Consider the following 13,118-nt stretch of genomic DNA (forward strand, 5'->3'; position numbering starts at 1 on the left):
TATCAGGCATGCGTGCGGGTGAGGTTCACCTGAACGGACCCGTCGCGGTCTTCTCGCTGGTCATTGGGCGCGTGCGGATCACCGACGTCCCCTCCCCACGCCCGTCCGGCACCGGGGCCGGCGCTCACGCGTCCGGGAAGAACCAGCCCGCCATCTGGCGGACGGTCTCTGCGCCCCCCGTCGGGGAGCTCGCGGGCAGCGGCTCCGCCGCCGACGGCGCCGGGACGTCCCGGGCGATCCGGCGGGCGCGCGGCAGCTTCTCGAGCGAGTGCACCCGGAACGTCGAGCGACCGTCTCGCCGCGGCTGCACGGTCGTCCCGACGGCGTCCGGCGACGGGAACGCGGCGTGCACCCCGGCGAGGTACTCCACCAGGACGTACCGCCGGGGCTCCGTCAGCGCCTCGCCGTGCACGTACGCGGTGACCCACCGGTCGTCGGGGAGACGGATCGCGTACACGTCGCCGGCCTCGGCCTGCCCGGTCCCGACGTGCGGCGGCAGCGCGCTGCCCGTCCGGGGCGCGCGCAGCAGCGCGGGGATCGCGACGGTGGCGGTCGCGGCCCGCTCGGGCACGGGCGTCGGCCGGGGCGCGTCCAGGTCCACGGACGAGGTCCCGAGGTGGCCGAACACCCGCTCCACGACGTCCTCCCGCAGACCGTGGTCCGAGTCCCACCAGGCCAGCGGCGCCTGCACCTCCACCCGCACGCTCGGCCGCTGGTCGCGCTCGGCGTAGGTCGTCCACCGCTCGACCATGCCGGGGCGCACGGCCGTCGCGACGACGCCGACCAGCGCCAGCTCCTCGAGCACCGACTGGTACGCCCACGCCGACGACGTCGGCAGCACCCCGGTCCGCTTCAGCGCGTCCCGGGCCTTCGGCGGGCGGGTGCGGGGCGGCAGGGTGCGCAGGGTCGTGAGCAGCGCGCGCAGGGCCCAGACGTCGTAGTCGGTCGGCTCGGGGCGGGGATGACCCGCGAGGTCGTCCAGCGCGAGGACGTGCTCGGCGACGGCCCCGTCGATCGGCGCCCCCTGGGTGTGCCGCTGCCAGCGCTCCTCGGCGACGTCGAGCCCGTGGCCCTCCCGGTGCCCGCAGACCCGGCACACGTCGGACGTGGCGGAGTACGGCTCCGCCGGGTGCACCGGGAGGACGCTGCCGACGGCGACGCCGGTCAGCGCGCTGCGCCAGCCGAACGGCGCGGACCACAGGCCCGCCGCCCACGCGGATGCGGCGTCCTGGAGCGACCACCGCGCCGCGTGCGCCCGGAGCGCCCCGACCGCGTCGTCGTGCGCGGGGCCGGGCTGCTCCGGTGCCTGGCTGCTGCGCTCGGCGGGGCGCAGATCGGCGATGAGGGCGGCGTGCGTGGGTGCGGTCACCGCGGCATCCTCGCGGGTCGGGCCGACCGGAGCCAGCCCCCTCCGAGGAGCGGTCGTGGGGTGCGGCGACGCTCCCGCGGGGCGCTATCCCCGCGCGTCGCCGGCGGCCGCGCGCGACGCCAGGACGTCGAGCGCGTGCGCCCGGGCGGCGGAGAGCGCCTCCGCGATCGCCCCGGTCACCACCACGTCCGCCCCCAGCGGCGAGATCTCGAGCGCCGGCGCGGGCAGGTGCAGCCCCGGCGGCAGCGCCGCTCGCGCGGCCTCGACCACCTGCTGCACCCCCGCGGACACGGCGCCCGAGACCACGATGCGCTCCGGGTCGAACATGCTGCCCAGCACGCTGACGACGCGCGCGAGCATCGCGCCGACCCGCTGGACGACCTGCAGGGCGTCCGGGTCGCCGTCGGCGGCGAGCTCGAGCACCCGTCGCCCGTCGAGGTCCTCCGCGGCGACGGCGGCGAGCGGCCCGTCGGCGACGACCTCCCCGCGCGCGACGGCGTCGGCCGCCCACTCGGCCGCCCGGGCCCCGAGCCCGTACGCCGCGCCGACGCCCTCCACCAGGTCGAAGGCCACCATCTCGCCGACGCCGCCGTGCGCGCCGTGCAGCACCCGGCCGTCGACGACGACGCCCGCGCCCAGTCGCTCGCCCGCCAGCAGCGCCACGTAGTTCCGGCTCCCGACCGCCGCGCCGCGCGTGCCCTCGGCGACCGCGGCCAGCGAGGCGTCGTTCTCGACGCGGACCAGCGGCGCCCAGGCGAACGCGTCGCGCAGCCCCGGGTTCATCCGGTCCCAGAAGCCGTCCGGGTGCGGGGGCGAGTCGCCGTGGGTGTTGACGGGGGCGGGCACGCCGGCGCACAGGGCGAGCACGTCCGCACGGGTCCGCGCCGCGGCGGCCAGCGCCTCGTCGACGGCGGCGAGGACCGCGGTCCTGCGCACCGCGGGGTCGTCGTGCAGCGGGCCGAGCACCGCCCGCGCCGTCCCGAGCGGCGCGCCGCGCAGGTCGGCGACGGTGGCCGTGACGTGCACCTGGCCGCTGTCCACCCCGACGAGGACGGCCGCGTCGGCGACGAGCCCGAACCGCCGCGCCGGGCGGCCCTTGCGGTAGGCGCCGGCCGCGCGGGCGTTCGGCAGCTCCCGGAGCAGCCCGGTGGCGGTGAGAGCGTCGAGGGCCTCGATCGCGGTGGACCGGGTCAGGCCGGTCGCGGCGATGACCTCGCTGGCGGTGAGCTCGGCGGCGTCCCAGGCGCAGGACAGCACGGCGTCCAGGCTCGCGGGCCGCGGCGCCGCGCGGTGGTGCTGGGTCGTCACAGGTCTTGACCGCCCTTCCTCGGCGCTGACACACTGCCCGAGGCGAGTTGATTTGCCAAGTAGATCTAGTGGGCGACGATGACGTTCGCCCGACCGGTGTCCGCGACGGAGGGGACGATGGTGCAGGGGATCTCTCGACCCGCGGGGCGGACGGGACGGGTGCGGCGCGTGCGCCGGGCCGTCGCGTCCGCGCTCGTGGTCCTGACGAGCGGGGTGCTGCTCGCGGCGTGCGCCGGTGACGGACGCGACGAGGTGCGGTTCGCGTTCAGCAAGCGCGAGGCGATCGGCTTCATGACGGAGCTGGTCGACGAGTACAACGCCGCGCAGACCGACGTGCGGGTGGTGCTCGACACCTCCGGCGTGGACGTGGTGTCGGCGAGCTTCGTCCGGGGCAACCCGCCGGACATCGCGCTCGCGAACTACAACATGGAGTCGGCGCGGTTCGTCCAGCGCGGTGCGCTGAGCGACCTGTCGGACACGGAGGCGGCCACCCGGATCCGCCCGGACCTGCAGCCGCTGATGGACCAGTACGGGTCGTACCCGGGCCGGACGAGCGCGCTGCCGTACTCGGTCATGGCCGCGTCGGTGATCTACAACGAGCAGATCTTCGCGGAGCAGGGGATCGAGGTCCCGCAGACCTGGGACGAGCTGATCGCCGCCTGCGAGACGCTGCAGGCCGCCGGGATCACGCCGATCTACGCCACGTTCAAGGACGACTGGACGGTCGCGCAGGGCTGGTTCGACTACGCGGTCGGCGGGCAGGTCGACGTCCTCGACTTCTTCGACCGGCTCGCCGAGCAGGGCACCGACGTCGGCCCGGGCAGCGCGGTGTCGTTCGAGCAGGACTTCACCGGGCCGCTGGAGCAGGCGACCGAGCTCGCGCAGTACGTCAACCCGGACGCCGCCAGCCGCGGCTACGGCGACGGCAACCTCGCCTTCGCCCAGGGCGAGGCGGCGATGTACCTCCAGGGTCCGTGGGCGTTCAGCGAGATCGCCAAGACGTCGCCGGACCTCGCGCTGGGGACGTTCCCGCTGCCGATGACCGACGACCCCGACGACCTCGCGGTCCGGGTGAACGTCGACCTCGCGGCCTGGATCCCGGTGGAGGCGAAGCACCCGGGGGCGGCACGCGACTTCCTCGAGTACCTGTACCGCCCGGAGGTCATCGAGGCCTACAACGCCTCGCAGCTCGGCTTCACGCCGACCACCGACGCCGCGCCCGTCGACGACCCGCGGGTGGCCGGGATGGCGTCGTACTACGAGGACAACCGGGTGTACCAGGGTCCCTCGGTGCTCATCCCCAAGACCATCCCGGTCAACAACTACGCGCAGGCGGTCCTGCTCGGCGGCGACCCCGCCGGGATGCTCCGCACGCTGGACGCGGACTGGGCGCGGCTCGCCTTCCGGCAGCCGGCCCCGGTCACGGAGACGAAGGAGTCGACGCGATGACCAGCACCGTGACCACCGGGACGGCCGCCCGCGCGGCCGCCACCGCCCCACCGCCCCGGCGCGCCCGCCGCCGGGTCGAGCCGATCTACTACCTGCTCCTGCTGCCCACCGTCGTCCTGTTCACGCTGGCGATCACGGTGCCGGGGATCATCGGGATCTTTTTCAGCTTCACCGACTCGATCGGGATCGGGGACTGGAGCTTCGTCGGGCTGACCAACTACGTCGCGATGTTCAGCGACCCGGCGATCCTGCAGAGCTACCTGTTCACCTTCGGCTTCGCCGTCGCCACGGTGGTCGTCGTCAACCTGGTGGCGTTCCTGCTCGCGGTCGGCCTGACGTCGCGGATCCGGATGAAGACGGCGCTGCGGACCGTGTTCGTGGTCCCCATGGTGATCAGCGGCATCATCATCGCGTACGTCTTCAACTTCCTGTTCTCGAACTCGCTGCCCGCCGCGGGCGCCGCCACCGGGATCGGGTGGCTCGAGACGAGCCTGCTGGCCAACCCGGACCTGGCCTGGGTCGCGATCGTCCTCGTCACCGCGTGGCAGTCGATCCCCGGGACGATGCTCATCTACATCGCGGGCCTGCTGTCCGTGCCCGGCGACGTGTACGAGGCGGCCGACCTGGACGGCGCGAGCAAGGTCCAGCAGCTGCTCCGGATCACCGTGCCGCTGGTGGCCGGCTACGTCGTCATCAACGTGATCCTCGGGTTCAAGGGCTACCTGAACGCCTACGACATCATCGTCGGCCTCACGAACGGCGGCCCCGGCACCGAGACCCGCAGCGTCGCGATGACGATCATCGCCGGCTTCAACGGCGGCGACTACGCCTACCAGATGGCGAACGCGACGATCTTCTTCGTCGTCGCGGTCCTCATCTCCCTCCTGCAGCTCTCCCTGACGCGCACCCGGAAGGCCTCGTGATGGCGACGCAGACGACGACGGCGGTCGCGGCCGCCCGCGGCACCGGCCGCACCACCGGCCACGTCCGGTCCGAGCGCACGAACTGGTCCGGGACCGTCGTCCTGGTGCTGTGCGCGGTCACCGTCCTGCTGCCGCTCTACGTGACGGTGTCGATGGCGTTCAAGACCCAGGGGCAGGCGGTCGACGGCCAGGCCTTCTCGCTGCCGGCGCCGTTCAGCGTCGACGGGTTCGTCGAGGCGTGGAACCTCACGAAGTTCCCGGTGGGCGCGGGGATCTCGCTGCTCGTCACGGCCGGGACGGTCGTGGCGACGATCCTGCTCGCCGCGTTCGCGTCCTACGCGATCATGCGGAACTGGGACCACCGGCTGTTCCGGTACTCCTTCTACTACCTGCTCGCGGCGATGTTCATCCCGTTCCCGGTGGTCGCCCTGCCGCAGATCCAGCTCACCGGCCGCGTCGGCCTGGACAACCCGTTCGGCGTGATCCTGCTGGCGACGATGTTCCAGCTCAGCTTCAGCGTGCTGCTGTTCACGGCGTTCCTGCGGTCGATCCCCGAGGAGCTCGAGGAGAGCGCGCGGCTCGACGGCGCCACGACGTGGCAGACGTTCTGGCGACTGATCTTCCCGCTGCTGGCGCCGATGAGCGCGACCGTCGGGATCTTCGCGTTCCTCTACGCCTGGAACGACTTCATGATGCCGTCGCTGATCATCTCCGACCCGGCGCTCCAGACGCTGCCGGTGCGGCAGAACCTGTTCCAGAACCAGTTCAGCAACAACTACCACGTGGCGTTCGCCTCGTACCTGATGGCGATGGCGCCCGCGATCGTCGCCTACCTGTTCACCCAGCGCTGGGTGATGGAGGGCGTCACCCAGGGCGCCGTCAAGGGCTGAGCGGCCGGCCGTCCCGGCCGCTCGCGCCCGCTCCCACGCCCGCACCCGACCCCGCTCCCAGACCGACCCCGCAGGAGGACGCACCCGCATGACCGCACAGCAGACCACCGTCCCGGCCCCGGCCGCGAGCACCCCGCCCGGGGACGTCCCCGCCTGGTGGCGGCAGGCCGTCGTCTACCAGGTCTACCCGCGCAGCTTCGCCGACGCCGACGGCGACGGCCTCGGCGACCTGACCGGGATCACGCGCCGCGCCGGCTACCTCGCCGAGCTCGGGGTCGATGCCGTCTGGCTCAGCCCGTTCTACCCGTCCGCGCTCGCGGACGGCGGCTACGACGTCGCGGACTACCGCGACGTCGACCCGCGGCTCGGCACCCTCGACGACTTCGACGCGATGGTCGAGGCGCTGCACGCCCGCGGGATCCGGGTCGTCGTCGACATCGTGCCCAACCACACCTCCGACCAGCACGCGTGGTTCCGCGCGGCGCTGGCGGCGGGGCCGGGGTCGCCCGAGCGCGCGCGGTACATCTTCCGGGACGGCACCGGTCCCGGTGGCGCCGAGCCGCCGACCGACTGGGAGTCGACGTTCGGCGGGCCGGCCTGGGAGCGGGTCGCCGACGGGCAGTGGTACCTGCACAGCTTCGCGACCGAGCAGCCCGACCTCGCCTGGGACCACCCGGAGGTCCGCGCGGACTTCGTCCGGACCCTGCGGTTCTGGTCGGACCGCGGGGTCGACGGCTTCCGGATCGACGTCGCGCACATGCTGACCAAGGACCTGACCGAGCCGCTGCCCTCGGCCGCGGAGATCGAGGCGCTGCCGCGGGACGGGAACCACCCGCTGTACGACCGGGACGACGTGCACGAGGTGTACGCCGAGTGGCGGACCGTCCTCGACGACTACGACCCGCCGCGCGCCGCCGTCGCCGAGGCGTGGGTCGACTCCGAGCGGGTGCCGCTGTACGCCCGCCCGGAGAGCCTCGGCCAGTCCTTCAACTTCGACCTGCTGCTGGCCGAGCCGGACGCCGCGGAGTTCCGGCGGATCATCACCGACAACCTCGAGCTGGCCGCGCGCTCCGGCTCGTCGAGCACCTGGGTGCTGTCGAACCACGACGTGGTGCGGCACCCGACCCGCTACGGCATCGCGCGTCGGGGCGACGGTCTCGCCCCGCGGGAGCGGGCCGCACGCTGGCTGCTGGAGGGCGGTCCGGAGTCCGGGCTGGACCGGGAGCACGGCCTGCGGGTCGCCCGGGCCGCGACGCTGCTGGTGCTGGGCCTGCCGGGGTCGACCTACCTCTACCAGGGCGAGGAGCTCGGCCTGCACGAGGTGGCGGACATCCCCGCGGAGCAGCGGCAGGACCCGACCTTCTTCCGCACCGGCGGGACCCAGGTCGGCCGCGACGGCTGCCGGGTGCCGATCCCGTGGACCGCCGACGGCGGCTCGTTCGGCTTCGGCGCCGGCGACGCGCACCTGCCGCAGCCGGCGTGGTTCGCCGAGCACGCGGTCGCGGCCCAGGAGGCGGACCCCGTCTCGACGCTCGGGCTCTACCGGCGGGCGCTCGCGGCCCGGCGGCGGCTCCAGGGGGCGGAGGAGCTGGCGTGGGTCGAGACCGGGCGGGACGACGTCCTGCACTACGTCCGCCCGGGCGGGTGGCACGTCGTCACCACCTTCGGCGCGGAGCCGTACCGGGTCGACGCCGGGCGCGTGGTGCTCATGAGCGCGGAGCCGGGCGCCGGGGCGGACGGGGTCGTGCCCGGGTGGACGACGGCCTGGTTCCTGGCCGAGGAGGACTGACGCACCGCGCCCCCGGTCGGGCAGGTCCCGACCGGGGGCGCCGTGTCAGATCTGCGCGGCGGGGTCCGTCCCGTCGTCGGCCACCGGCGCGGTCCGCGTCGGCGGCACGTCGACCACGGGCGCGGCCTGGCCGGTGACCGGCTCCGCCGGCGGCAGCGGCTCCGCGGTCGCGGGCACCACCGGGTCCACCTCCGCCGCGTCCGCGTCCCCACCGGCCCGCGCGGCCCCGACGACGGCCGCGGCCGCCCCCGCCGCAGCGGCGCCGAGGCCCGCGGCCACGGCCTTGCCGGACAACCCGGCCTTGCCCTTGTCGCCCTCGGAGGCCGCCGCGTCCTCGACGCCCGGGGTGCCGACGCCGGCCCCGGCGTTCACCTCGCCGCGCCAGGCACCGGTGGCGTACCCCTCGTCCTCGATGAACGCCTTGAACCGCTCGAGGTCCTTCTTCGCGCGGCTCTCCACGACGCCCAGCGCGTCCCCGACCTTCTCGACCAGGCCCTCCGGCGCGTACTCCAGCGAGAGGTGCACGGAGGTCTGCCCGCCGCCCAGGTCCTCGAACGTGACGGCACCCGCGTTGGTCGCGCCCTCGGTGGCCGCCCAGGCGACCTTCGCGTCGCGGACCTGCTCGAGGATCCGCGCCTCCCACTCCCGCTTCACGCCGGCGATCTCCGCGACCCACCGCAGGCGGTCGTCGCCGAGCTGGGTCACGGACTGCACGCCCCCCATGAACCGGGGGAAGTCCTCGAACTGGGTCCACTGGTTGTACGCGACGCTCACCGGCACGTTCACCAGGACCGACTCCTCGACCTTCGTCGTCATGACGTTCTCCTCGTCCGACTGCGGGCGGCGGCGCTGCACCCGGCCGGTCCAGCATGCGCGCCGCGGCCGGGGAGCGCCCGCGGTCAGCCCGCGAACGATGCCCTCGTCCGGGCCGGCTCCGCGGCGGGTGCGCCTCGGGTGCCGGCCGTCCCGGCGGTTCGACCGCCGGTGGTCAGGACGATCCGCACGGGCTCCTCTTCACGAGGATGCCGCGCCTGGCGAAGAAGTGGGCGAACCTCTCAGGGCGGCAGCGGGCGTCGGCTGCGGTGGGTCCGAGTCCCGACGGGTTGTGGAAGATGAGGTGACCGTCCCGGATGTCGTGCACCAGCACGAGGTGCCCTCCGCGGCGGCTCGGTCGTCGGTCGGGCCAGCGGATCTCCGACGAGACGGAGGCGATGACGTACCAGTCGCCGGACGCGACGTGGGACGAGAGCTCGTCCACCTCGAGCACACCGCGGACCACCGCCTCGATCCCGTAGTCGGCCCGCACCCACTCGACGAACGGGCGGTAGAACATCCCGTCGATCCCACCGTCGTCCTGCGGGACGAGGGCGCCGGTCGCGACGGCGCGACGCAGGAGAGTCGTTTTGGGCTGCTCGGGGTGTCCCAGGTCCGAGAGGACGGACTGGAGGCAGGCGATCCCGCACGTGTTCAGCGACCACCGTCGGTACTCCTCGGCGGACGCGTACCCGTCGGCCCGCCAGTCGTGCAGCGTCGCGGGGTCCTCACGGCGCTCGATCACCGCGTGGTTGCACGCCAGGTCTCCCCACTGGGAGGAATAGCGCGGCGACCGCCTCACGCTCGTCCACCGCGCTGTCCTCTGTGCTTCCGGTCTCCGGCTCGGGGGCTCGGGCGGGCGCGTGTCCCGTCGTGCACGGTCGTCTGGGCTGTCACGTGCGTTCCTCTGCGTCGAGAGCGTCGGACCGCGGTGCTCGGCGATCCGGACCTCACGCTAAGACCGACGTGCCGCCATCACGCGGCCATTCTGGTGCCGGGCTCTCGATCCGTGGTGAGGATGTTCATACCCCATGCAGAGCGCCGCGTGGTATTGCACAAGTGAAATGCTACGAATGTCCCAGGTGCGTCTCAGATGGCTGCCCAGCCCGGGGGTCGGCGGGCCTGCGGTCAGCCCGCGAACGCGATGACCCCCGTGATGACCAGGCTGATCGCGATCGTCCACAGCGTGATCGCGATCGCCTGCCAGGTGAGGATGCGCCCGCGGGAGATGCCCGAGGCGGCCAGCGCCGCCGCGGTGAAGTGCGTCGGGATGAGCAGCGGGCCGAGCAGGCTGACGCCGGCGACCCCGTACCGGGCGAACGCGCGGTCGAACTTCTGCCGGCTCGCGCTCGGCGCCGACGGGGTCCGGCCGCCGCGCGTCACCACGGCCTGCCGGGTGCGGGCGCCGACCGCGACGACCAGCAGCACCGCGAGGAAGTTGCCCGCGATCGCCGCGGCGGCGGCCGCCACGGGGTTGATCCCGCCGACCACGCCGATCGCGGCCGCGCCCTCGCCCTCGACGAACGGGACGGCGCCGGCGAGCGCGACGCCCGCGGGCTGGAGCCAGTCGGGGAGCTGGGCGACGAACTCCTGGAACTGGGGGACGACGTCGGGCAGACCAGCCATGGTGACCTCCGGGGTGCGGGTGCGGACGGGTGCTTCTCCGTGCCTCCATCCCATGTCCCGCGCCCGGCGCGCGGCAGTGGCGCGGTGTCACCGGCGTCCGTGAGGTCCCGGGGGTCGCCCCGTGACGGATGTCATGGCCGTACGGTCGGGTCCATGGCGGAGCGGGGTCGGGCGACGTGGGCGGGGGCGGCCGGTCCCTACGCCGGCGGGGTGCGCGCGACCTGGTGGTACACCGTCGCCGGCCTGGTGTTCCTCGACCTGGTCGTGCTGATGAACTGGTGGCTCTGGCTCGGCGAGCTGCCCGAGCACGTCGTGCTGCCGGGCGGTGCCGCGCTCGCGGCCCTGGGTGCGGTGATCCAGCTCGCCGCCGCGACGGTGCTGGTCTGCGACTACCCGGTGGGCGTGCCCGGCACCACCGAGGAGGAGGACGGCGGCCCGCACCGCGGCCTCCGTGGCCGGCGGGCGGTCGCGCTGGTGGTCGGCGTCGCCGGGGCGGTCCTGCTGGGCGTGACGACCGGGTCCTGGATGCTCGGGTCCGGCGTGCTCGCCTTCCTCCTGAGCCTGCTGCCGTGGCCGAAGGGCGTCCGCTGGCGGCTGATCGCGGTCCTCACCCTGGTGCTCGCGGGTCTCTGGGTGGTCGACGCGCCGCGGCTCGGCATCGACACCGACGACGCCGACCTGTCGACCCTGCCGCCGACGCTGATCCTCCTGCTGCCGGCGCTGTCCGCGTTCTCGCTGTGGTGGTGGGACCTGGTCCGGGAGCTCGACCGGGCGCGGGAGGCGGCGGGCGCGGTGTCGGCGATGCGCGAGCGGCTGCGACTGGCCGGCGAGGTGCACGACCTCCAGGGCCACCACCTGCAGGTCGTCGCGCTGCAGCTCGAGCTCGCGGAGCGGCTGATCGAGCGCGACCCGGCCGCGGCGGCCGAGCAGATCCGGACGGCGCGGGCGTCGGTCGACGAGGCCCGGGCCGGCACGCGGGACCTCGCGACCCGGTTCCGCGGCGTCCCGCTGCCCGACGAGCTGGCGAACGCCGCGGACCTGCTCCGCGCCGCCGGCCACGAGGTGCACGTGCAGGTCGGCCCGGGCGCCGAGCACGCCCCGGCGGACGTCCTCGGCCCGCTGGTCCGCGAGAGCGTGACGAACGTGCTCAAGCACGGCGGCGGGACCCGGGCGCGGATCAGCCTGCGGCGCGACGGCGACCGGTGGCGGTACGCCATCGCCAACGACCGCGACCCCGGGTCGGCCCGCGACGCCACCGCGCCGGACGGGACGGGTATCGCCGCCATCCGGGACCGGATCGGCGCGCTGGGCGGCGAGGTGCACGTCCGGCGCGACGAGGAGTTCGAGCTGACGGTCGCGGTGCCCGTCGGCGCGGGAGAGGAGGCCGGCGCGTGATCCGGGTGCTCATCGCCGACGACGAGGACATGATCCGCACGGCGCTCGCGGCGCTGCTGCGCCTGGAGCCGGACCTCGACGTGGTCGCGGAGTGCGCGTCGGGCGCGGAGGCGCTCGCGGTGGCGGAGCGCGCCCGTCCCGACGTGTGCCTGCTGGACCTCGAGATGCCCGGGATCGACGGCATCGACACCGCCGCGCGGCTCGCCCGGACGGTGCCGACCCGGTGCCTCGTGGTGACCCGGCACGCGCGCCCCGGCGTCCTGCGTCGCGCGCTACAGGCGGGCGTCGACGGGTTCCTGCCGAAGTCCCGCCCGGCGCAGGACGTCGCCGAGGTGATCCGGCTGGTCGCGGCCGGGCGGCGGTACGTCGACCCCGAGGTCGCGGCGGACGCCCTCGCCGACGAGCGCAGCCCGCTGACCGACCGCGAGCTCGACGTGCTGCGGGCCGGGCGTCGCGGGGAGACGATCGCGCAGATCGCGGCCGCCGTGCACCTGTCGCCCGGGACGGTGCGGAACCACGTGTCGTCGATCCTCGGGAAGGTCGGCGTGGCGACCCGGCAGCAGGCGGTGCTCGCCGCGGAGGAGCGGGGCTGGATCTGAGCCCGCCGGCCGGTCCGTCGGCCGGCCCGACGGCCCGCCCGGCGCCCGGACGCGCCGCCGGGACCGGGTAGCCGGACGTCGCGTGCGTGGTTCCACGCAGAGCGGGGCCGAGGGCGCCGCGCGCTCGCGTCTGATCGGGGGGTCATCGTCCCCGACGACCACCGAGGAACAGCCGTGCACGCCACCCTGACCGTCCCGAGCGCCGTCGCGCCGACCGCGCTCGACAGCCTCCCCACCGTCCCCGGGCGCGTCCCGGCGCCCGCCGCCGTCGCCGCCGCCGTCGCCGTCGCCGTCGGTGCCGCCGTCGACACCGACCGGCTGCTCCGCGACCACCGCCACGCGCTCGCGCACCTCCTGCTCGGCATCGCCGGGCTGCGCGACCAGGTCCGCGGCGGACGGGACGACCCCGTCGAGCACATGACGTGGCGGCTCAAGTCCGCCGCGTCCATCGAGGCCAAGGCCAGGCGCAAGGGCATCCCGCTCGACGACGACGCGCTCCGCGGCGGACTGCAGGACCTGGCCGGGCTCCGGGTCGTGTGCGCGTTCCTGTCGGACGTGCGCGAGGTTCGGGACGCGGTGCTCGCGCTGCCCGGCCTGGTCCTGCTGGAGGAGCGCGACTACGCCACGCGGCCGAAGGCCAGCGGCTACCGCAGCCTGCACCTCGTCGTCGGCGTGCCCGTCCGGGGCGCCGGCCACGTCACTGTCGAGATCCAGCTCCGCACCGTCGCCATGGACTTCTGGGCGTGCCTGGAGCACCGCCTCGCCTACCGGCACCACGCGCCGGCGCCTGTCACGGTCTCGGCCACGCTGCGGCGCGCGGCCGCCGTCACGAACGCGCTCGACCTCGCCCTGGACCGGCTGTGGTCCCGCACCGCGGACGCGGCCGCCGCGCCCGCGCTCGGGTCGTCCCGCGCGGCCTGACCCCCGACACCCGCCCACCCACCCCACCCGAGGAGG

At 74.8% G+C, this 13,118-nt stretch carries 12 protein-coding genes; 7 read left to right on the plus strand and 5 right to left on the minus strand.

Going from position 1 to position 13,118, the window contains the following annotated elements; all coding sequences use genetic code 11:
- Positions 1 to 124: 124 nt before the first annotated feature.
- Entirely contained in the window at positions 125 to 1,369 is a 1,245-nt protein-coding gene (locus J5O08_RS08940; RefSeq protein ID WP_218706523.1) for a hypothetical protein, read from the minus strand.
- Between the two features lie 84 nt (positions 1,370 to 1,453).
- The gene (locus J5O08_RS08945) at positions 1,454 to 2,677 is read right to left on the minus strand and encodes an ROK family protein (protein ID WP_218706524.1); all 1,224 of its coding nucleotides are present in this window, start codon (positions 2,675 to 2,677) and stop codon (positions 1,454 to 1,456) included.
- 117 nt (positions 2,678 to 2,794) lie between these two features.
- Between J5O08_RS08945 and J5O08_RS08950 the strand changes: the two genes are divergently transcribed.
- From J5O08_RS08950 to J5O08_RS08965, 4 genes are all read left to right on the plus strand, one after another.
- Positions 2,795 to 4,126 carry an extracellular solute-binding protein gene (locus J5O08_RS08950; RefSeq protein WP_218706570.1) on the plus strand — a complete coding sequence of 444 codons (1,332 nt, stop codon included), beginning with the start codon at positions 2,795 to 2,797 and terminating at the stop codon, positions 4,124 to 4,126.
- Positions 4,123 to 5,049 (plus strand): carbohydrate ABC transporter permease, encoded by a 927-nt coding sequence (locus tag J5O08_RS08955; protein WP_147795105.1) that lies wholly within the window; start codon positions 4,123 to 4,125, stop codon positions 5,047 to 5,049. The genes J5O08_RS08950 and J5O08_RS08955 overlap by 4 nt, the downstream gene beginning before the upstream one ends.
- Positions 5,049 to 5,939 (plus strand): carbohydrate ABC transporter permease, encoded by an 891-nt coding sequence (locus J5O08_RS08960; protein ID WP_217614347.1) that lies wholly within the window; start codon positions 5,049 to 5,051, stop codon positions 5,937 to 5,939. The genes J5O08_RS08955 and J5O08_RS08960 overlap by 1 nt, the downstream gene beginning before the upstream one ends.
- Before the next feature lie 88 nt (positions 5,940 to 6,027).
- On the plus strand, positions 6,028 to 7,728 hold the full coding sequence (locus tag J5O08_RS08965) for a glycoside hydrolase family 13 protein (protein ID WP_218706525.1): 1,701 nt from the start codon (positions 6,028 to 6,030) through the stop codon (positions 7,726 to 7,728).
- A gap of 45 nt (positions 7,729 to 7,773) precedes the next feature.
- Here J5O08_RS08965 and J5O08_RS08970 read toward each other — a convergent pair whose 3' ends face one another.
- From J5O08_RS08970 to J5O08_RS08980, 3 genes are all read right to left on the minus strand, one after another.
- The gene (locus tag J5O08_RS08970; protein ID WP_218706526.1) at positions 7,774 to 8,544 is read right to left on the minus strand and encodes an SRPBCC family protein; all 771 of its coding nucleotides are present in this window, start codon (positions 8,542 to 8,544) and stop codon (positions 7,774 to 7,776) included.
- Positions 8,545 to 8,716: 172 nt separating this feature from the next.
- Entirely contained in the window at positions 8,717 to 9,286 is a 570-nt protein-coding gene (locus J5O08_RS08975; protein WP_308281499.1) for a hypothetical protein, read from the minus strand.
- 383 nt (positions 9,287 to 9,669) lie between these two features.
- Positions 9,670 to 10,167, minus strand: coding sequence for a small multidrug efflux protein (locus J5O08_RS08980; RefSeq protein ID WP_147795109.1), 498 nt, complete (start codon positions 10,165 to 10,167; stop codon positions 9,670 to 9,672).
- Positions 10,168 to 10,320: 153 nt separating this feature from the next.
- On the opposite strand from J5O08_RS08980, the gene J5O08_RS21600 reads away from it, so the two are divergent.
- The 3 genes from J5O08_RS21600 (at position 10,321) to J5O08_RS08995 (ending at position 13,082) form a co-directional block, all read left to right on the plus strand.
- On the plus strand, positions 10,321 to 11,562 hold the full coding sequence (locus J5O08_RS21600; RefSeq protein ID WP_218706528.1) for a histidine kinase: 1,242 nt from the start codon (positions 10,321 to 10,323) through the stop codon (positions 11,560 to 11,562).
- Positions 11,559 to 12,161 (plus strand): response regulator transcription factor, encoded by a 603-nt coding sequence (locus J5O08_RS08990; RefSeq protein WP_218706529.1) that lies wholly within the window; start codon positions 11,559 to 11,561, stop codon positions 12,159 to 12,161. The genes J5O08_RS21600 and J5O08_RS08990 overlap by 4 nt, the downstream gene beginning before the upstream one ends.
- 174 nt (positions 12,162 to 12,335) lie before the next feature.
- Entirely contained in the window at positions 12,336 to 13,082 is a 747-nt protein-coding gene (locus J5O08_RS08995) for a GTP pyrophosphokinase family protein (protein ID WP_218706530.1), read from the plus strand.
- Positions 13,083 to 13,118 lie beyond the last annotated feature (36 nt).

The organism is Cellulomonas sp. PS-H5 (assembly GCF_019265565.1).
In the GTDB taxonomy this organism is placed as follows: Bacteria; Actinomycetota; Actinomycetes; order Actinomycetales; family Cellulomonadaceae; genus Cellulomonas.